Genomic DNA, 17,640 nt, shown 5'->3' with positions numbered 1-17,640 from the left:
AAGAACAAAGGGGAGCGAGTGCCATGGGTTCGGTGCGCGTAGCCATTGTCGGTGTAGGCAACTGCGCCACGTCGCTCGTACAGGGCGTGCACTACTACCGGGACGCCGACCCCGGTGCCCGGGTGCCGGGCCTGATGCACGTCAAGTTCGGCGACTACCACGTCGGCGACGTCGAGTTCGTCGCGGCGTTCGACGTCGACGCCAAGAAGGTCGGCCGCGACCTGTCCGAGGCGATCGTGGCCTCGGAGAACAACACGATCAAGATCTGCGACGTACCGCCGCTGGGCGTCACGGTGCAGCGCGGCCACACCTTCGACGGTCTGGGCGAGTACTACCGGGAGATGGTCGAGGAGTCGGACGAGGCCCCGGTCGACGTCGTCCAGATCCTCAAGGACAGCAAGGTCGACGTGCTCGTCTCCTACCTGCCGGTGGGCTCGGAGGAGGCCGACCGCTTCTACGCCCAGTGCGCCCTCGACGCGAAGGTCGCGTTCGTCAACGCGCTGCCGGTGTTCATCGCCTCCGACCCCACGTGGGCCCAGAAGTTCGTCGACGCCGGGGTCCCGATCGTCGGTGACGACATCAAGTCGCAGGTCGGGGCGACGATCACGCACCGCGTGATGGCCAAGCTGTTCGAGGACCGCGGTGTCGAGCTGCTCCGCACGTACCAGCTGAACTTCGGCGGCAACATGGACTTCATGAACATGCTGGAGCGCAAGCGCCTGCAGTCCAAGAAGATCTCCAAGACCCAGTCGGTCACCTCGCAGATCCCGCACGAGATGCGGAAGGCCGACGTGCACATCGGTCCCTCCGACCACGTGCCGTGGCTCGACGACCGCAAGTGGGCGTACGTGCGCCTGGAGGGCAGGTCCTTCGGCGACACCCCCCTCAACCTGGAGTACAAGCTGGAGGTCTGGGACTCCCCCAACTCGGCCGGCATCATCATCGACGCGGTCCGCGCCGCCAAGATCGCCCTTGACCGGGGCATCTCGGGGCCGATCCTGTCGGCCTCCTCGTACTTCATGAAGTCCCCGCCGGAGCAGTACTCCGACGACGAGGCGCGCGACTACGTGGAGAAGTTCATCCGCGGCGAGATCGAGCGCTGACCGATCGGTGCCCTCATACGGCGAGAGCCCTCGACCCGGGTGGACGGGTCGGGGGCTCTCGCCGTATGAGGATCGCCGGTGGGCCCGCGTCAGCGGGCGGCGGGTGGGAGGTCGGCGGGGTCGGCGGCCCGCCAGGCGAGCGGGTCCGCGCCGAGCTCGATCAGCTGGGGGACCTGCTCGCGGCACCACGGGGAGATCGCCAGGCGGTCGCCGAGCACCCCGTCGGTGAACTCCTTCCACGGCATCCAGCGCACGTCCTCGACCTCGTCGGGGTTGGGCACGGCCTCGGAGGCGGCGATCACCCGGTAGACCGGGCACAACTCCCGCTCGACGATGCCGCTGTCCATGACCGCGCGATAGGAGAAGCGCGGCAGAAGCAGGTCGACCTGGCCGGCCGCGAGGCCCAGCTCGTGGGAGAGCCTGCGGGTCACCGCCGCGGAGAGCGGCTCGCCCGGCAGGGGGTGGCCGCAACAGCTGTTGGTCCACACCCCCGGCCAAGTGATCTTGTGCAGTGCGCGTCGGGACAGCAGGATCTGCCCCTGCTCGTCGAACACGTAACTGGAGAAGGCCAGGTGGAGGGGGGTGTCGGGACCGTGCACCGTGGCCTTGGCCGCCGTGCCGATCGCGTTCCCCGCACTGTCGACGAGCACAACGTGTTCATCAGGTGTCACTCGACCGAGGGTACGTGATCATGTTGGTTCACCGCGCCCCACTTGACGATACGTAGGTAAAGGTCGGTAATGCTCACCCGTACATTCAGGGATGTTCCCGATGCCCATCGGGGGCGGTCCCCCATAGGCTGAGCGCGTGTCATTCATATCCGACCTACGCGTGGTCCTGGAAGGTCGGGACTTCCGGAGACTGTACGGGACCCGTCTCGTCTCGCAGTTCTCCGACGGGATCTTCCAGTTCGCCGTGGCCGGATTCGCGTTCTTCAGTCCGGAGAAGAGCACGAGCGCGGTGGGGATCGCCGCCGGCCTGGCCGTGTTGTTGCTGCCGTACTCGATCCTGGGGCCCTTCGTCGGGGTGTTCATCGACCGCTGGTCACGGCGGCAGATCCTGCTCGTCGCGCCGCTGATCCGCGGGGTGCTGCTGCTCGTGGCCGCGGCGCTGGTCGCCGCGGACGCCCCTGACGCGATCTTCTACACCGCCGCGCTCGGCGTGCTCGGGGTGAACCGGTTCTTCCTGGCCGCGCTGGGAGCCTCGCTCCCGCACGTCGTGCCGGCCGACCGGTTGATGGTCGCCAACGCGGTCACCCCGACCTCGGGAACCGTGCTCACCTTCGTGGGCATAGGCGCCGGCTACCTGCTGCGGGCGATCTTCGGCTCCGACCACCGGGGGACGGCGGTGCTGCTGGTCGTCTCCGGTCTCATCTTCGGGCTCAGCGCGCTCATCTCCAGGACCATGGACAGGCGGCTGCTCGGCCCCGCCTACGATCCCGACCGGCCGCAGGCCCGCGAGGCGGTGCGCCACGTGCTGAGCGGCCTGACCGACGGCGCACGGCACCTGGTACGCCACCGGGCCGCCGTCGCGGCGATGGGCGCGATGACCACCCACCGGTTCGTCTACGGCATGTGCACGGCGATGCTCGTGATGCTGTCGCGCTACTACTTCGCCGAGAACGCCGAGGACGCGCTGAACGCGGTCTCCGTCGTGGTCGCCACCTCCGGGCTGGGCTACTTCCTGGCCATCCTGGTCACCCCCTGGGCCACCGAGCGCTTCGGCATCGAGCGGTGGGTCCCGGCCATGCTGGTCACCGCGGGGGTGCTGACGTTCGCGCTCTGCGCGCCGTTCCAGCAGTGGGGGTTCGCGGCCGCGGGCCTCGTGCTCGGCGTCGCCGGGCAGAGCATCAAGATCTGCGCGGACACCGCGGTCCAGCGGGACGTCGAGGACGCCTATCTGGGCCGGGCCTTCTCCATCTACGACATGCTCTTCAACGGCGGCTACGTGCTGGCCGCCGCCCTGGCCGCGGCGCTGCTCCCGGCGGACGGCAAATCGACGCTCGTGCTGGTGGTCATCGCCGCCGGATACCTCGCGGGCGCGGTGGTGTACCGGGTCGTCACGCCGGCCCGAGTGATCGAGCCGCTGCCGTCATCGCCGTCGTGACCCTCTCCAGGTCGTCGTCGCCGATCGAGTAGGGCGGCATCGCGTAGAGCAGGCGGCCGAACGGGCGGAGCCAGACGCCGTGCCGCATGACGACGTCCTGGACGGCGGGGACGTCGACGGGCTCGTGGGTCTCGATCACCCCGATCGCGCCGAGGACCCGCACCTGACGCACGCCGGGTGCCGTCGCGGCCCCGGCCAGGCCCGCGAGGAGACCGGTCTCGATCCGGCGGACCTCCTCACGCCACGGGCGTTCCTCCAGGAGATCCAGGGAGGCGTTCGCCACCGCCGCGGCCAGCGGGTTGCCCATGAAGGTCGGCCCGTGCATCAGCACCCCGACACCCCGGGCCACCCGCTCGGTGCACAGCGTCGCGGCCAGCGACAGGTAGCCGCCGGTCAGCGCCTTGCCCAGGCACATGATGTCGGGCCTGATCCCGGCGTGGTCACAGCCGAACAGCTCTCCGGTCCTGCCGAATCCGGTGGCGATCTCGTCGGCGATCAGCAGGACGCCGTGCTCGTCGGCCAGTTCGCGGAGCAGGCGCAGGTAGGCCGGGTGGTAGAAGTGCATGCCGCCCGCCCCCTGGACCACCGGTTCCACGATGATCGCGGCCAGTTCGTGGGCGTGCCCGGCGAGAAGATCCGCCAGCCGGGCCGCGTAGTCCTCGTCGTACTCGCGCGGCGGCCGGTCGGCGAACACGTGTTCGGGCAGCACGCCGGAGAAGAGGTGGTGCATACCGTTGACCGGGTCGCAGACCGACATCGCCCCGAAGGTGTCGCCGTGGTAGCCGCCCCTGACCGTGAGCAGCCGGCCCCTGCCGGTGAACTGGAACGCCATTTTGATCGCCACCTCGACGGCGACCGACCCCGAGTCGGCGAGGAACACCTTCGGCAGGCCGGTCATGGCGGCGAGCCTGCGGGCCAGCCGCACGGCGGGCTCGTGGGTGAGCCCGCCGAACATGACGTGCGCCATGTCCTCCAGCTGCTCCCGCAGCGCCCGGTTGAGCTCGGGGTGGTTGTAGCCGTGGATGGCCGCCCACCACGACGACATGCCGTCGACGAGCTCGCGCCCGTCGGCGAGCGTCAGCCGCACGCCCTCCGCGCGGGAGACCACGTGTGGCGCCACCGGCTGGGGCACGGCCGCGTAGGGATGCCACACGTGCTCCCGGTCGAGTGCGGCGACATCGCCGGGGCCCTCGGGGCCCGCGGCCCGGTCAGGAGTGCCGCTCAGGGGCCACCTCATTCGCCCGCGCCCACTCGCGGAGGGCGTCCGCGGCGGCCTCCTTGCCGAGAACCCCCTGGTCCAGGCGCATGTCCAGCAGGAACTTGTAGGCGCGGCCCACGACCGGGCCCGGCGGGACACCGAGTATCTCCTGGATCTCGTTGCCGTCGAGCTCGGGACGGATCTTGCCGAGCTCCTCCTCCTCGGCCAGCCTGGTGATCCGCTCCTCCAGCTGGTCGTAGGTCCGCGACAGGGCCTGGGCCTTGCGACGGTTGCGGGTGGTGCAGTCGGCGCGGGTCAGCTTGTGCAGGCGTTCGAGCAGGTGCCCGGCGTCACGGACGTAACGGCGCACCGCAGAGTCGGTCCACTCGCCCGTGCCGTACCCGTGAAAGCGCAGATGCAGCTCCACCAGGCGGGAGACGTCGGCCACCACGTCCTTGGGGAACTTCAGCTCCGTCATCCGCTTCCTGGCGAGCTGCGCGCCGACCACCTCGTGGTGGTGGAAGGAGACCCGGCCGCCGGGCTCGTGGCGGCGGGTCTTCGGCTTGCCCACGTCGTGCAGGATCGCGGCCCAGCGCAGGATCCGGTCGGGGCCGTTCTCCTCCAGGTCGATCGCCTGCTCAAGCACGATCAGCGAGTGCTCGTAGACGTCCTTGTGCCGGTGGTGCTCGTCGATCTCCAGGCGGAGCCTGGGCAGCTCGGGCAGCACGTGGGCGGCGAGCCCCGAGTCGACGAGGATCTTCAGCCCCTCGCGGGGGTGACCGCCGCCGATGAGCTTGTCCAGCTCGTCGCGGATGCGCTCGGCGGAGACGATGTCGATCCGGTCGGCCATCGCGTCCATCGCGGCGAGCGCCGCCTCATCGACGGTGAAACCGAGCTGGCTGGCGAACCTGGCCGCGCGCAGCATCCGCAGCGGGTCGTCGCCGAAGGAGCGCTCGGGGGGGCCGGGGGTGCGCAGCAGCCTGGCGTGCAGGTCGTCGAGGCCGCCGTAGGGGTCGACGAACTCGCGGGACGGCAGGCGCAGCGCCATCGCGTTGATCGCGAAGTCACGCCGGGCCAGGTCGCCCTCCAGCGTCTCGCCGTAGGCGACGTCGGGCTTGCGCGACTTGGGGTCGTACGACTCGCTGCGGTAGGTGGTGATCTCCAGCAGCCACCCGTCCTTGCGGACGCCGACGGTGCCGAAGTCGATGCCGATCGTCCAGACGGAGTCGGCCCAGTCACGGACGAGCTCCAGGACCGTCTCGGGCCTCGCGTCCGTGGTCAGGTCGAGATCGTTGCCGATCCTGCCCAGGAAGACATCGCGTACGGAGCCGCCGACAAGGGCTATCTGGTAACCCTTGGCGGCGAACAGCTCGCCAAGCTCGTCCGCCACAGGAGCGATCTTCCGGAACAGCTCGCTCATGCCGTGGCGCTGGCTCTGGGTCAGATTTGAAAGGGACAAGCCGGGTAGGTCCTTCGGTTACGGAACATGTTCCCCTGCGGGGATACACCTGAAGCGATCACCAGGTTACGGTCAGTCAGGAGAACCTCGGGGGCCGTGCGTCGAGGCAAGGAGCACACACATGAAGGATGCGCTCGCGATCCACCGCTGGCTCCTCGCACACCAGGTCCATCATGAGATCGTACGCCTTCCGCGCGCGATGACATGCTCGGACGAACTGCCCGAGGTGCTTTCCGCGAGCCCCGCCGTCTGCCTGGCGGTCACGGTCTTCGAGGTCACGACGCGAATCGCCCGCGAACCCGTGGCGGTCGTCACCTCCGTCGGCTCTCCTCCGCGCCCCGGCCTGATCGGCGGCATCCTGGGCGCGCGGCGGGTCCGGCCGGCCTCGGCCTTCACCGTCAACTCCGCCACCGACTACGCCTCGGGGCTGGTCTGCCCGCTGCTGCTGCCCGCCACCTTGACCGTGCTGGTGGACGAGCGACTCACCGACATCGCCACACCCGTCTACGTGCCCACCGGGGAGCGTCACACGGCACTCCTGATCCGTGCGGACCACCTGCTCACACTGGTTTCAGGCAGGGCCGTCGACCTGACTCGCCAGGGTTCCCGGAAGGAGGCGGCGACCTTTCCCCTCGCCGGTTAGGCCATACCATTACGGGCGTGCGCCGTACTCGACCCCTGGCCGGCACGTGATCCGCAAGGTCACGCTGCTCGCCCTGCTCGCCACCACGCTGCTCCTGCCCGCGGCCGTGGTCGTTTCCGGTACGGCGAACGCGCAGACGACCGCGGCGAGCCGGCTGAGTCTCCAGATCATGATGGAGGCCATCGGCCCCGACGTCCCCCGTGAGCCGACCACCGAGGTCAAGGTCTCCGGATCACTGGTCAACTCGGGCACCGAGACCATGAGCGGGCTGCGCATCCAGATGCGCTACTCGCCCCAGCCGTTCGCCCAGCGTGGCGACATCGAGGCGTACCAGTCGGGGCAGAGCCTCCAGCCGAGCGCCTGGCGCGACCAGCGCTACGTCCAGACCTCGATCGCGCCCTCGGGGAAGACGCCGTGGGAGTTCGTCTTCACCCCGCAACTGCTGGGCTTCTCCCGCTTCGGCGTCTATCCGATCATGATCGAGGTGCTCGACGCCTTCAACCAGCAGGTCGCCACCCTGCGGACCCTGGTGACCTACATGCCCAGGGAGACCAGGGTGGTCCGTACCCGGCTCGCCATGGTGCTGCCCATCGTCGACCAGCCGCGCCGGAGCGGTGACGGCGTCTTCGCGGACGAGGGGCTGCCCGCGGCCATGGCCCCCGGCAAGCGCCTCGGCGACCTGCTCAAGATCGCCCAGGACACCTCCTCGGCCAAGGGCCTCACCTGGGTGGTCGACCCCGCCCTGCTCGACGACGCGCGGGCCATGGGCGGGCCGCACGCGGTCAGGTCCAAGAACCGCACCCAGCAGCGTCCCGCGACGCCCGCGGCCGCCCAGTGGCTGAGCGACTTCCGCGAGGCCGTCGCGGACCACCCGGTGATGGCCACCCCGTACGGCGACCCCGACGTGGCGGCCCTCGCCCACAACGGCGTCGACAACGCCGCCGCGACCGGTATCAACGCGGCCAGGATCATCGGCAGGGAGACCCTCGGCCGCGATGTGATCACCAACGTGAACTGGCCGCTGGGCGGCCTGATCGACTACGACGGGCTGGACCTGCTGGCCACCGGCGGCGTCGACACCGTGCTGCTGAACGTGCTGAACCTGCCGCCGGCGGCGCCCCCGGTCACCACCCCCGACGCCTCGGCGACCCTGGAGAGCGTGAACGGCCCGGTCACCGCCCTGGTCGCCGACGCGAGGCTGAGCGAGACCGTCGGCGCGGACACCTCCGCCCCCGGCTCGGCGCTGATGAACCGCCAGCGGTTCATCGCGGAGACGGCGATGATCAGCGCGGAGCCGGTCAACACGGCCAGGACCGTGATCGCCGTTCCGCACCGCCGCTGGGACCCCGACCCCAAGTACGTGACCAACCTGATCGAGACCGCCACCGGCCTGCCCTGGCTGCTGCCCGTCGGTCTCGACGCGGTCAAGCGCGGCAAGGGTGCCCCGACACCGCGGGCCGACCTGACCTACACCGACCAGAACCGGCGGGCGGAGCTCCCCAAGCAGTACCTGACGGGCGTCAAGAAGGTCGGCGCCCGCGCCGACCTGACCGCCGCGATCACCACCGCCCAGGATCTCGACGTCTTCGACCTGGCGCTGCTCCGTCTGACCTCCTCGGCCTGGCGCGGCAGGACCGCCGCCGCGGCACCGTACGTCCAGCAGGTCGCGGAGGCGATCGACAGCCGGATCGCCATGGTCTCCATCACCGGTAGCGAGCAGTCGCGCCTGCGCACCCTGGCCGGCAGCAACGGCGATGTGCCGATCAGCGTGCGCAACGAGCTGAGCGGTGAGGCCAGCCGGGTCGCGGTCCGCCTCAGGGTCACCTCCGACCAGCCCAAGCTGTTGAAGATCGAGCCGTACGTGGACCAGCTGATGATCCTCGGCGGCCAGAGCCAGACCATCCGGATCCCGATGACCTCGACCGCCAGCGGCCAGACCACGGTGACGGTGCAGCTCACCACCGACGACGGCCGCAAGTACGGCAAGCCGGTCGAGCTGACCGTGCGGACCACCGGGTACACCGGGGTCGCCCTGGTGATCGTGGGGGCGGCCCTCGTGGTGATGCTGGCCGCCGTCGTCCTGCGCGTGCTGCGCCGGCGGGGAGGTCGCCGCCCGGCGGCCGCTCCCCCGTCGGAACGCGATCGCGAGCCGGCCGGCACCGAGTCCTGACACCCAGCGGAGGAATGGCGCATGAGCAGGGTTCTGCGTGCGAGCGCGATCATGGCAGCGGGGACGATGGTCTCCCGCGTCACCGGCTTCGTCCGGACGGCGGTGCTCGCCGCGGCCATCGGGACCTTCGCCCTGGGCGACGCCTACAACGTGGCCTACACGATCCCGTTCACCCTGTTCGACCTGCTCATCGGCGGGGTCCTGAGCAGCGTCGTGGTCCCGATGATCATCCGGCGGCAGCAGGCCGACCCCGATGGCGGCCGGGCCTACGAGCAACGGCTGATGACGATCGGGTTCGTCGCGCTGACCCTGCTGGCGGTGGTCGCGGTGGCACTGGCCGGGCCACTGATCAGCCTCTACAGCACCGACTGGGGCCCCAGGCAGACCGAGGTGGCGGTCCGGCTGGCCCAGTTCATCCTCCCGCAGATCGCCTTCTTCGGGGTCGGCGCGATCGCCGGCGCGATTCTCAACACCCGGGACAGGTTCGCCGCGCCGATGTGGGCGCCGGTGCTGAACAACATCGTGATGATCGGCGTCGCGGTCGTCTACTACGTGAAACTGGGCGGGGCGGGCACCGACGTCGACACGATCAGTGACGCCGACCTGGCGCTGCTCGGGCTCGGCACCACCGCGGGCATCGTGGCACAGTGCGTGGTGCTGGTCATCGCGCTGCACCGGGTCGGCTTCCGCTTCCGGCCCAGGTTCGACCTGCGCAACGCCGGGCTCGGCGAGATGGGCAGGACCGCGGTCTGGACCTTCGCCTACGTGGGGATCAGCCAGCTGGGCTTCCTGGTCACCACCAAGCTGGCGACCGGCGCGGGCGAGCGTGCGCCCGGCGCGGGAAACGCCGCCTACGCCTACGCCTACCAGCTCTTCCAGCTCCCCTACGGGATCATCGCGGTCTCGGTGATCACCGCGATGCTGCCCCGGATGAGCAGGGGCGTGGCCGAGGGAAGACTGGAGACGGTCAGGGCGGAGTTCTCCTCAGGGGTGCGGCTGATCTCGGTGCTCCTCGTGCCCGCCGGGTTGCTGCTGATGGTGCTCGGCCCCGCGGTGACCGTACTGATCTTCTCCTGGGGCAACATGACCGTCGACTCGGCGGTCTACATCGGCAACGTGCTGCAGGTCTTCGGACTGTCGCTGGTCCCGTTCTCGATCTTCCAGCTCCTGCTGCGGGTCTTCTACTCCTTCGGCGACACCCGGACCCCGGCCTTCCTCGCCCTCGGCAACGTGACGGTGAACGCCACGCTCAGCGTCATCGCCTACTTCACCCTGCCGGCGCAGTACATCGTGATGGGCCTGGCCTTCGCGTTCACCGTCGCCTACGTGGTGGGCAGCGCGGTCGCCTGGGTGCTGGCCTCGCGCAGGGTGGAGGGCCTGGGAGGGCGCAAGGTGGCCGCCGGGCTGTCCCGGATGTACCTGGCCTCGCTCCCGGCGGCGGCGCTCGCGCTCGGCGTGCTCTGGATCACGCAGGAGCTCACCGGGCTGGACGCGCTGAGTGCCGCCATCATGCTGGCGGCGGGCGGCGGACTCGGTATGGTTCTTTACTTGGCGATCGCCCACCGGATGCGCATCCCCGAAGTGAGCTCGATCGTTGGAATGGTGGCAGGACGGGTAGGCCGGTAAGCCAAAGGCTTGTCTCAAACGTCTGACAAGGCGAACACGGGCGGAACCGGCGCGGGACTACCATGGTGCGACACGTGTGGTGACATGCGGCTAATGGAAGCAGGAGGGCGTGGGCGGATCCACCCGGCATCATGTGATGTGTCTTGATGTGCCGACCTGGCGTGGTGCTGTCGTGTTCTCAGTTTCGGAGTCCACATGAGTTCTCCCACCGTCGAGCCCGGCACCAAGCTGGCCGAGCGCTTCCGGCTCGAAGACCGTGTCTACGAGTCGGGCGGTGCCACGCTGTGGAAGGCCATCGACGAGGTGCTCGCCCGGCCCGTCGCCGTCCACACCTTCGACCCCGACTTCCCTCGCCTGAACGAGGTCGTCACGGCGGCCCGGGTGGCCAGCCGGCTGACCGACCCCCGTCTCACCCAGGTCTTCGACGCGACCGAGGACGACGGCCACTCCTACGTGGTCAGCGAGTGGGTGAGCGGTGAGACCTTCGGCGACATGATCGCGGGCGGCCCGCTCGACCCCGAACGGGCCGCCGCGATGGTCGCCGAGGCCGCCGAGGCACTGGCCCACGCGCACGAGGCGAACCTCTCCCACCTCTGCCTGACCCCCGAGCACCTGGTCTGGACGGCGGGCAGCACCGTCAAGCTGCTCGGCCTGGGGGTCGACGCCGTCCTGAACGACGTGACGAGCGACGACGGGGCCCGCGAGGACGCCGAGGGCCTCGGCCGCCTGCTGTACGCCGGGCTGACCGGCCACTGGCCGGGTGAGGAGCACGACAGCGGCGGCCTGCCGGTCGCGCCCATGGACGACGGGCACTTCTGCACGCCGCGCCAGGTCACCGCGGGCGTTCCCGGCTACCTCGACACCATCGTCTGCCGGGCGATGCTGCCGGAGACCAGGCGCGGGGCCGACCCGCTGACCACGCCCGCCGAGCTCGCCGAGGCCCTGGCCTCGGTGTCGCGGCCCAGCCCGCTGCCGATGCCGACGCCGATGCCCATGACGGTGCTCCCGGTGGCCTCCTCACGCTCCGAGGGCATCGACACCGCGGCGCCCCAGCACCACACGCCCCCACCCCAGCACCAGCCCCGTCCGATGCCCCGCCAGGCGGGTGGCGGGATGCTCAACAAGGTCGCCATGACCGTCGTCGTGCTGCTGGTGATGGTGGCCGTCGGCCTGGGGGCCTGGACGCTCGGCCGCAGCATCGGCAACGCCGGCACCCCGGTCACCGGCGAGCAGATCGCCACTCCCACGCCGACCGTGGCCGTCGCCACCCGCGAGGTGAAGGCCTCTTCGGTCACCGGCTTCGACCCGCTGGGCGACCAGGAGGAGGGCAGCAGGTGGGCCTCGGCCGCGGTCGACGGCAAGGAGTCCACCGACTGGCACTCCGAGACGTACGACTCCGCCGACTTCGGGCGGCTCAAGAACGGTGTCGGCCTGCTGCTGGACATGGGGGAGAGCATCCCGGTCAAGCAGGTCTCGATCGACTTCGGCGGCACCTCGGGCGGCGCCGCGGAGCTCAGGATCGGTGACTCGGCCGACCTCGACGCCCTGACCGCGGTCGAGAAGTTCAACGGGCTCTCCGGCAAGAAGACGTACTCTGCGGAGAACCCGCCGAAGGGCCGCTACGTGCTCGTCTGGTTCACCAAGCTGCCCAGCTACCAGGGCAAGTTCCGCGGCCAGATACAGGAGATAAAGGTCCTCACGATCAAGTGACACCGGTGCGATTTGATCTGTTTTACGCGGCTTATTGCAGATCATCGGAGAATCCGTGGCACCATCTATCCCGTAGTGGTGTTCTCCCCGGACCGGTATAGCAGGACTCTCCTTGTGAATTCCCCACCCGAGACCCCGCCAGCGGCGGACCAGCAGACGGCGAAGGCCCCCGTGTCCGACGCCGACCTGCTCACCCGGCACATCGCCGGGGATCCGCACGCCTTCAGTGAGATAGTCAAGCGACATCGAGACCGCATGTGGGCGGTCGCCCTGCGCACGCTGGGCGACCCCGACGAGGCGGCCGACGCTGTTCAGGACGCCTTCGTCTCGGCCTACCGCAAGGCCGGGAGTTTCCGCGGCGAGGCGGCGGTGACCACATGGCTGCACCGCATCGTGGTCAACGCCTGCCTCGACCGCATGCGCAGGAAATCGGTACGCCCGGTGGCCGACGACGAACTCGTCGAGGCCGCGGAGCGTGACACCCCGGTGCTCGACCAGACGGCCGAGCGCGAGGTTTCCATGGAGGTCTCCGCGGCCCTGAAGCTGCTGCCCTCCGACCAGCGCGCCGCGCTGGTGCTCGTGGACATGATGGGCTACTCGATCGAGGACGCGGCCCAGGTGCTGGAGGTGCCGAGCGGCACGGTGAAGAGCCGATGCGCGCGTGGCCGGGCGAAACTCGCCCCGATTCTTTCCCATTTGCGGAACCGATCAGACCTGTCTCGCGTCTCATCCGCGAAGGGAGCACAACTTCGTGACGGGTGATACGCACTACGACCTGGAGATCTTGGCCGAACTGGCCGAGGGACTCCTCGACGCCGCCACGGCCGTGCAGGTACGCGAACATCTCGCGATCTGCGATCCCTGTGGCGAAAGTCTCGCCGACCTCGCAGCGGTCCGTGAGATGCTCGCGGCGACGCCCACACCGGCGATGCCGATGGGAGTCGCGCTGAGAATCGACCGCGCGCTGGCCGCCGAGGCCGAGAGCTTCCGTGGAGGTGGAGTGGGGCTGGTGGAAGCACCGGCCTGGGACGACATAATGCGTGACGCGCCGTGGGAGACGGGATCTCCCGCAGAACCGGCGCCGTGGGAGAGGGCGCCTCTTCCCGAGCAGGAGCCTGAGCCGGCCGTGCGGCTGGGGGTCGTCGGCGACGACGGCACCGTGATCCCGGTGAGTCCAGCGGGTCCGGCCAGACGTCACGGTGTGACCCGGCGGGCGACCCGGCGGCGCCGGTGGGCGATGCCCGCCGCGGCGGCGGGCGCCGCGGCCGCGGTGATCGGTGCGACCGTGCTGGCGACCGGAACGCTCACCGCGTCCGGCCCGGCCCCGAGTCCTCTCGTCGCCCAGCCCGCGCCGAGTGACACGGTCCAGTACGCGCTGACCGACAGCAACTGGAACTACACCGACGCCGAGCTCCGCGGCTCGCTGCTCAACTACATCGGCCCCGCGACCATCGTCGGCACGACTGACAAGTCCGGGATCGACAAGTGTGTCCGGCAGATCTCGGCGGAGATCGGCAAGTCACCCTTCGCCGTGGACCAGGGGTTCTACAACGGGCAGGAGGCCAACATCCTGCTCTTCTGGCAGAACCAGGCCAAGAACACCGTGCGTGTCCACGTCGTGGGCCCGCAGTGCGACAACGTGCGCAAGCCCGGCCTCGCACGCTGGAAGTGATCGGGGGGACCCGCGGGTAGGGTCCTCGCCCTTTCCGGGAAGGCCCGGCACGGATTCGTTCCGTGCCGGGCCTTCCCGTTTCACCTGCGAATCCGTCGGTGCGCCCGGCGGGAATCAGCTGCGCCTAGGATCTGTTGACGCCGGTGGCATCGACAGAGGGAGAGGCACGAGCAGTGATGGACGTCCGGAATGTGATCATCATCGGATCGGGTCCCGCCGGTTACACATCCGCTGTGTACTCCGCGCGTGCCGACCTCAACCCGCTGGTCTTCGAGGGGTCCGTCACCGCCGGTGGCGCCCTGATGAACACCACCGAGGTTGAGAACTTCCCGGGCTTCCCCGACGGCATCATGGGCCCCGACCTGATGGACGGGCTGCGCAAGCAGGCCGAGCGGTTCGGTGCCGAACTGGTCGCCGACGACGTGGTGGAGGTCGACCTGACCGCCAGCCCCAAGGTCGTCAGGACCGCCACCGACACCTTCTACGCCAGGTCCGTCATCCTGGCCACCGGCTCCGGCTACCGCGAGCTGGGCGTGCCCAACGAGAAGCGCCTGTCCGGACACGGTGTGTCCTGGTGCGCCACCTGTGACGGCTTCTTCTTCCGCGGCCAGGACATCGTGGTCGTGGGCGGCGGCGACACCGCCATGGAGGAGGCCACCTTCCTCACCCGGTTCGCCTCCTCGGTGACCGTCGTGCACCGCCGCGACGAACTGCGCGCCAGCAAGATCATGCAGGACCGCGCGTTCGCGAACGAGAAGATCCGCTTCGTCTGGGACAGCGAGGTCGTCGACGTGCTGGGCGAGAACAAGGTGAGCGGGGTGCGCCTGCGCAACCTCAAGACCGGTGAGGAGTCCGAGCTGGCGGCCACCGGCCTGTTCATCGCGATCGGGCACGACCCCCGCACCGAGCTCGTCAAGGGCCAGGTGGAGCTCGACGACGAGGGCTACATCAAGGTCGACGCCCCCTCGACCCGCACCAACCTCGACGGCGTCTTCGCCGCCGGCGACGTCGTCGACCACACCTACCGGCAGGCGATCACCGCCGCGGGCACCGGCTGCGCCGCCTCGCTCGACTCCGAGCGCTGGCTGGCCGAGCACGCCGGCGTGTGACGCCGGTCCGCGAGACCGACATCAGGCATCAGCCACCCATCAGGCACAGAGGGAGAGCAGGACATTGGGGACCATCAAGCACGTGACCGACGCCAGCTTCGAGGCCGACGTCCTCAAGAGCGACAAGCCCGTGATCGTCGACTTCTGGGCCGAGTGGTGCGGCCCGTGCCGGCAGGTGGCGCCGATCCTGGAGGAGATCGCCGGCGAGCAGGCCGAGAGGCTCACCATCGTCAAGCTGAATGTCGACGAGAATCCGGCAACGGCCACAAACTATGGCGTACTCCAGATTCCCACCCTGAACGTCTATAAGAACGGAGAGGTTGTGAAGCAGATCATCGGTGCCAAGCCGAAGGCCATGCTGCTTCGCGAGCTCGAGGGCATCATCTAGGCCCCCTGCGGCCGGCCGCTCCCCACGGCGCCCGCCGTATCACCCGCTTCCGAGCGGCACACCCACCCACAGAAAGCCCCCCGCCTCACCGCGGGGGGCTTTCACCTGCGCCGGACGTGCCGGACCTCGACCTCCGGATCGCGGGGGACGCCCAAGGTGGCGCCGTACGGGCTCCAGAAGGTCTCAGACGGGCCGCAGGGCCCTCTCCGGACTCATGCTCCCAAGAAGCCTCTCCAGTGCCACCTCGACGTCCTCACGCCACGAGACGGCGTTCTTGAGCTCCAGGCGGAGGCGGGGGAAGCGCAGGTGCGGACGGACCGTCTTGAAACCCACGGAGAGCAGGTAGTCGGCGGGCATCAGACAGGCGCCCGGCTGCTCCCACTTCAGGTCGCCGAACGCCTCGATCGCCCGCACCCCGCGCCGGGTCAGGTCCTTGGCCACGCCCTGGACCAGCATCCGCCCCAGGCCGCCCCCGGAGAACTCGGGGATGATGTGCGCGGTCATCAGCAGCACCGCGTCCGCGCTGACCGGCGAGGTCGGGAAGGCCACCGAGCGCGGCACGTAGTGCGGCGGCGCGTAGAGCACGAAACCGGCGGCCACCCCGTCCACATAGACGATCTTGCCGCAGCTTCCCCACTCCAGCAGCGTGGAGGAGATCCACGCCTCCTTCTCCAGCCCCGGATCACCGGCCTTCACCGCCCGATCCGCGTTGACGGGATCGAGCTCCCAGAAGACGCACCGGCGGCAGCGGCGCGGCAGGTCGTCGAGATTGTCGAGGGTGACGTTTGCCAGCCGACGCGACACCTGTTGGCCCCAATCCTGGCGAGACGAGTGCAAGCCATGGCGAAAAACGCGCGAAAACGGCGTCTCCAGCTGGCATCGTAGCTCAGTGCGGGTCTTGGTTTCAGGAGGTCCCGTCCCCACACGCAGACGACTACGACCTCTGACGTAACCTGGTTTCTCTAATATGAGCGCTTTATGCGCCACACAATTTAGGAGGTGGACCGTGCCCCAGGATAAAGATCACGGTCAGGCCGTCGCTCCGACCCAGGGATCGCGCATCGACGCCTATGTCGACCGGTACGCGGCACGAGCAACCGGGATGGTCGCCTCCGAGATTCGAGCTCTTTTCTCCGTCGCGTCGAGGCCCGAGGTGGTCTCGCTCGCCGGCGGAATGCCGTACGTCACCGCCCTGCCCCTGGACGTGGTGGGGGAACTGGTCGCCGACCTGGTCGCCAGGCGCGGTCCCGTCGCGCTCCAGTACGGCTCCGGCCAGGGCGACCCGCACCTGCGCGAGCAGATCTGCGACGTCATGCGGATGGAGGGGATCGAGGCAGTCGCCGACGACGTCGTGGTGACCGTCGGCTCCCAGCAGGCACTCGACCTGATCACCCGGATCTTCATCGACCCGGGTGACGTCGTGCTCGCCGAGGGCCCCTCCTACGTCGGAGCCCTGGGCACGTTCTCCGCGTACCAGGCCAAGGTCATCCACGTCGCGATGGACAGCGAGGGAATCGTCCCCGAGTCGCTGGCCCAGACCATCTACGCCCTGAACAGCGCGGGCAATCGGATCAAGTTCCTCTACACGATCCCCACTTTCCAGAACCCCGCCGGAGTGACGCTCAACGCCGTGCGCAGGCAGCAGGTCCTGGAGATCTGCCAGCGTGCCGACGTGCTGATCGTCGAGGACAACCCGTACGGCATGCTCGGCTTCGACGGCGAGCCCATGCGGACGCTCCGCGCCGACAACGCCGAAGGCGTGGTCTATCTCGGCTCGTTCTCCAAGACCCTGGCCCCCGGCTTCCGGGTCGGCTGGGCGCTCGCCCCGCACGCCGTCCGCGAGAAGCTGGTGCTGGCGATGGAGTCCGCGGTCCTGTCGCACTCCTCCTTCACCCAGCTGGCCGTCGGTCAGTACCTCGCCACTCAGCCCTGGCGCGAGCAGATCAAGACGTTCATAGAGCTCTACCGCGAGCGCCGCGACACCATGCTCGCCTCACTGGAGGCCCTGATGCCCGCCGGCGTCACCTGGACCCGCCCCGCGGGCGGGTTCTTCGTCTGGGCCACCCTCCCCGAGGGGCTCGACTCCAAGGCGCTGCTGCCCCGCGCGGTCGCCGAACGGGTGGCCTTCGTGCCGGGCACCGGTTTCTTCGCCGACGGCGGCGGCGCGCGGAACATGCGGCTCTCCTACTGCTATCCGGAGCCCGACCGCATCCGCGAGGGCGTCCGCCGCCTGGCCGGGGTGATCGAACAGGAACTTCGTGTCCGCGACACGTTCGGAACCGGCTCGTCCCCGGACCGCATCGGGGTCGACACCCCTGGCCCCGATCTCGCGTGACCACGCCGCACGGTAGGTGTCCCGCGGCAACGGGACACCTACCGGCATGATCTCCTCCCGCCCGGTACCGTACGGTGACTTCCTGTGCCGGTGCGCGGCGATAGATCCGGTCCGCCGGGAA

15 protein-coding genes are annotated in these 17,640 nt (G+C 69.5%); 11 read left to right on the top strand and 4 right to left on the bottom strand.

Features of this window, described 5'->3' with window-relative positions:
• Positions 1–23 precede the first annotated feature (23 nt).
• A complete protein-coding gene (locus AB0K21_RS28830; protein WP_343970345.1) occupies positions 24–1,103 on the top strand; it encodes an inositol-3-phosphate synthase in 1,080 nt (359 codons plus the stop codon).
• An 89-nt stretch (positions 1,104–1,192) separates the two neighbouring features.
• Here the strand turns inward: AB0K21_RS28830 and idi are convergent, their stop codons facing one another.
• Complete coding sequence (gene idi, locus AB0K21_RS28825; RefSeq protein WP_364154845.1) at positions 1,193–1,774, bottom strand: isopentenyl-diphosphate Delta-isomerase; 582 nt, start codon at positions 1,772–1,774, stop codon at positions 1,193–1,195.
• A gap of 136 nt (positions 1,775–1,910) precedes the next feature.
• Here idi and AB0K21_RS28820 point away from each other — a divergent pair, with 136 nt between their 5' ends.
• Positions 1,911–3,209, top strand: coding sequence for an MFS transporter (locus AB0K21_RS28820; RefSeq protein WP_364154843.1), 1,299 nt, complete (start codon positions 1,911–1,913; stop codon positions 3,207–3,209).
• Here the strand turns inward: AB0K21_RS28820 and AB0K21_RS28815 are convergent.
• Complete coding sequence (locus tag AB0K21_RS28815; RefSeq protein ID WP_364154841.1) at positions 3,163–4,446, bottom strand: adenosylmethionine--8-amino-7-oxononanoate transaminase; 1,284 nt, start codon at positions 4,444–4,446, stop codon at positions 3,163–3,165. The genes AB0K21_RS28820 and AB0K21_RS28815 overlap by 47 nt on opposite strands.
• Positions 4,418–5,827, bottom strand: coding sequence for a CCA tRNA nucleotidyltransferase (locus AB0K21_RS28810; protein ID WP_343970358.1), 1,410 nt, complete (start codon positions 5,825–5,827; stop codon positions 4,418–4,420). Before AB0K21_RS28810 ends, AB0K21_RS28815 begins: the two co-directional genes overlap by 29 nt.
• A gap of 160 nt (positions 5,828–5,987) precedes the next feature.
• Here AB0K21_RS28810 and AB0K21_RS28805 point away from each other — a divergent pair, with 160 nt between their 5' ends.
• From AB0K21_RS28805 to trxA, 8 genes are all read left to right on the top strand, one after another.
• Entirely contained in the window at positions 5,988–6,509 is a 522-nt protein-coding gene (locus AB0K21_RS28805) for a YbaK/EbsC family protein (protein ID WP_343970361.1), read from the top strand.
• Positions 6,510–6,555: 46 nt separating this feature from the next.
• Complete coding sequence (locus AB0K21_RS28800; RefSeq protein ID WP_364154837.1) at positions 6,556–8,679, top strand: DUF6049 family protein; 2,124 nt, start codon at positions 6,556–6,558, stop codon at positions 8,677–8,679.
• A gap of 21 nt (positions 8,680–8,700) precedes the next feature.
• On the top strand, positions 8,701–10,305 hold the full coding sequence (gene murJ / locus AB0K21_RS28795; protein ID WP_364154834.1) for a murein biosynthesis integral membrane protein MurJ: 1,605 nt from the start codon (positions 8,701–8,703) through the stop codon (positions 10,303–10,305).
• Between the two features lie 195 nt (positions 10,306–10,500).
• A complete protein-coding gene (locus AB0K21_RS28790; RefSeq protein ID WP_364154831.1) occupies positions 10,501–12,015 on the top strand; it encodes a protein kinase family protein in 1,515 nt (504 codons plus the stop codon).
• Between the two features lie 114 nt (positions 12,016–12,129).
• Complete coding sequence (sigM, locus tag AB0K21_RS28785) at positions 12,130–12,777, top strand: RNA polymerase sigma factor SigM (protein WP_326646214.1); 648 nt, start codon at positions 12,130–12,132, stop codon at positions 12,775–12,777.
• Positions 12,767–13,687: a zf-HC2 domain-containing protein gene (locus tag AB0K21_RS28780; protein WP_343970376.1), complete on the top strand. Its 921-nt coding sequence runs from the start codon at positions 12,767–12,769 to the stop codon at positions 13,685–13,687. Before sigM ends, AB0K21_RS28780 begins: the two co-directional genes overlap by 11 nt.
• Positions 13,688–13,860: 173 nt before the next feature.
• Complete coding sequence (gene trxB, locus AB0K21_RS28775) at positions 13,861–14,796, top strand: thioredoxin-disulfide reductase (protein WP_343970379.1); 936 nt, start codon at positions 13,861–13,863, stop codon at positions 14,794–14,796.
• Positions 14,797–14,860: 64 nt separating this feature from the next.
• On the top strand, positions 14,861–15,184 hold the full coding sequence (gene trxA, locus AB0K21_RS28770; protein WP_343970382.1) for a thioredoxin: 324 nt from the start codon (positions 14,861–14,863) through the stop codon (positions 15,182–15,184).
• Between the two features lie 183 nt (positions 15,185–15,367).
• Here the strand turns inward: trxA and AB0K21_RS28765 are convergent, their stop codons facing one another.
• The gene (locus AB0K21_RS28765; protein WP_326646217.1) at positions 15,368–15,988 is read right to left on the bottom strand and encodes a GNAT family N-acetyltransferase; all 621 of its coding nucleotides are present in this window, start codon (positions 15,986–15,988) and stop codon (positions 15,368–15,370) included.
• Positions 15,989–16,286: 298 nt separating this feature from the next.
• Here AB0K21_RS28765 and AB0K21_RS28760 point away from each other — a divergent pair, with 298 nt between their 5' ends.
• Positions 16,287–17,519: a PLP-dependent aminotransferase family protein gene (locus AB0K21_RS28760; protein WP_343970936.1), complete on the top strand. Its 1,233-nt coding sequence runs from the start codon at positions 16,287–16,289 to the stop codon at positions 17,517–17,519.
• Positions 17,520–17,640: the final 121 nt, after the last annotated feature.

This window comes from Streptosporangium sp. NPDC049248 (genome assembly GCF_040678965.1).
GTDB lineage: Bacteria > Actinomycetota > Actinomycetes > Streptosporangiales > Streptosporangiaceae > Streptosporangium > Streptosporangium fukuiense.
Note: the sequence above shows the minus strand (reverse complement) of the source record. Positions and strands in the feature narration are given on the sequence as shown.

Excerpts from the sequence above, each read along its gene's own strand:
- AB0K21_RS28830 (WP_343970345.1), top strand. The coding sequence starts at position 24 with ATGGGTTCGGTGCGCGTAGCCATTGTCGGTGTAGGCAACTGCGCCACG.
- AB0K21_RS28815 (WP_364154841.1), bottom strand. The coding sequence starts at position 4,446 with ATGAGGTGGCCCCTGAGCGGCACTCCTGACCGGGCCGCGGGCCCCGAG.
- AB0K21_RS28810 (WP_343970358.1), bottom strand. The coding sequence starts at position 5,827 with ATGAGCGAGCTGTTCCGGAAGATCGCTCCTGTGGCGGACGAGCTTGGC.
- AB0K21_RS28805 (WP_343970361.1), top strand. The coding sequence starts at position 5,988 with ATGAAGGATGCGCTCGCGATCCACCGCTGGCTCCTCGCACACCAGGTC.
- murJ (WP_364154834.1), top strand. The coding sequence starts at position 8,701 with ATGAGCAGGGTTCTGCGTGCGAGCGCGATCATGGCAGCGGGGACGATG.
- AB0K21_RS28790 (WP_364154831.1), top strand. The coding sequence starts at position 10,501 with ATGAGTTCTCCCACCGTCGAGCCCGGCACCAAGCTGGCCGAGCGCTTC.
- AB0K21_RS28760 (WP_343970936.1), top strand. The coding sequence starts at position 16,287 with ATGGTCGCCTCCGAGATTCGAGCTCTTTTCTCCGTCGCGTCGAGGCCC.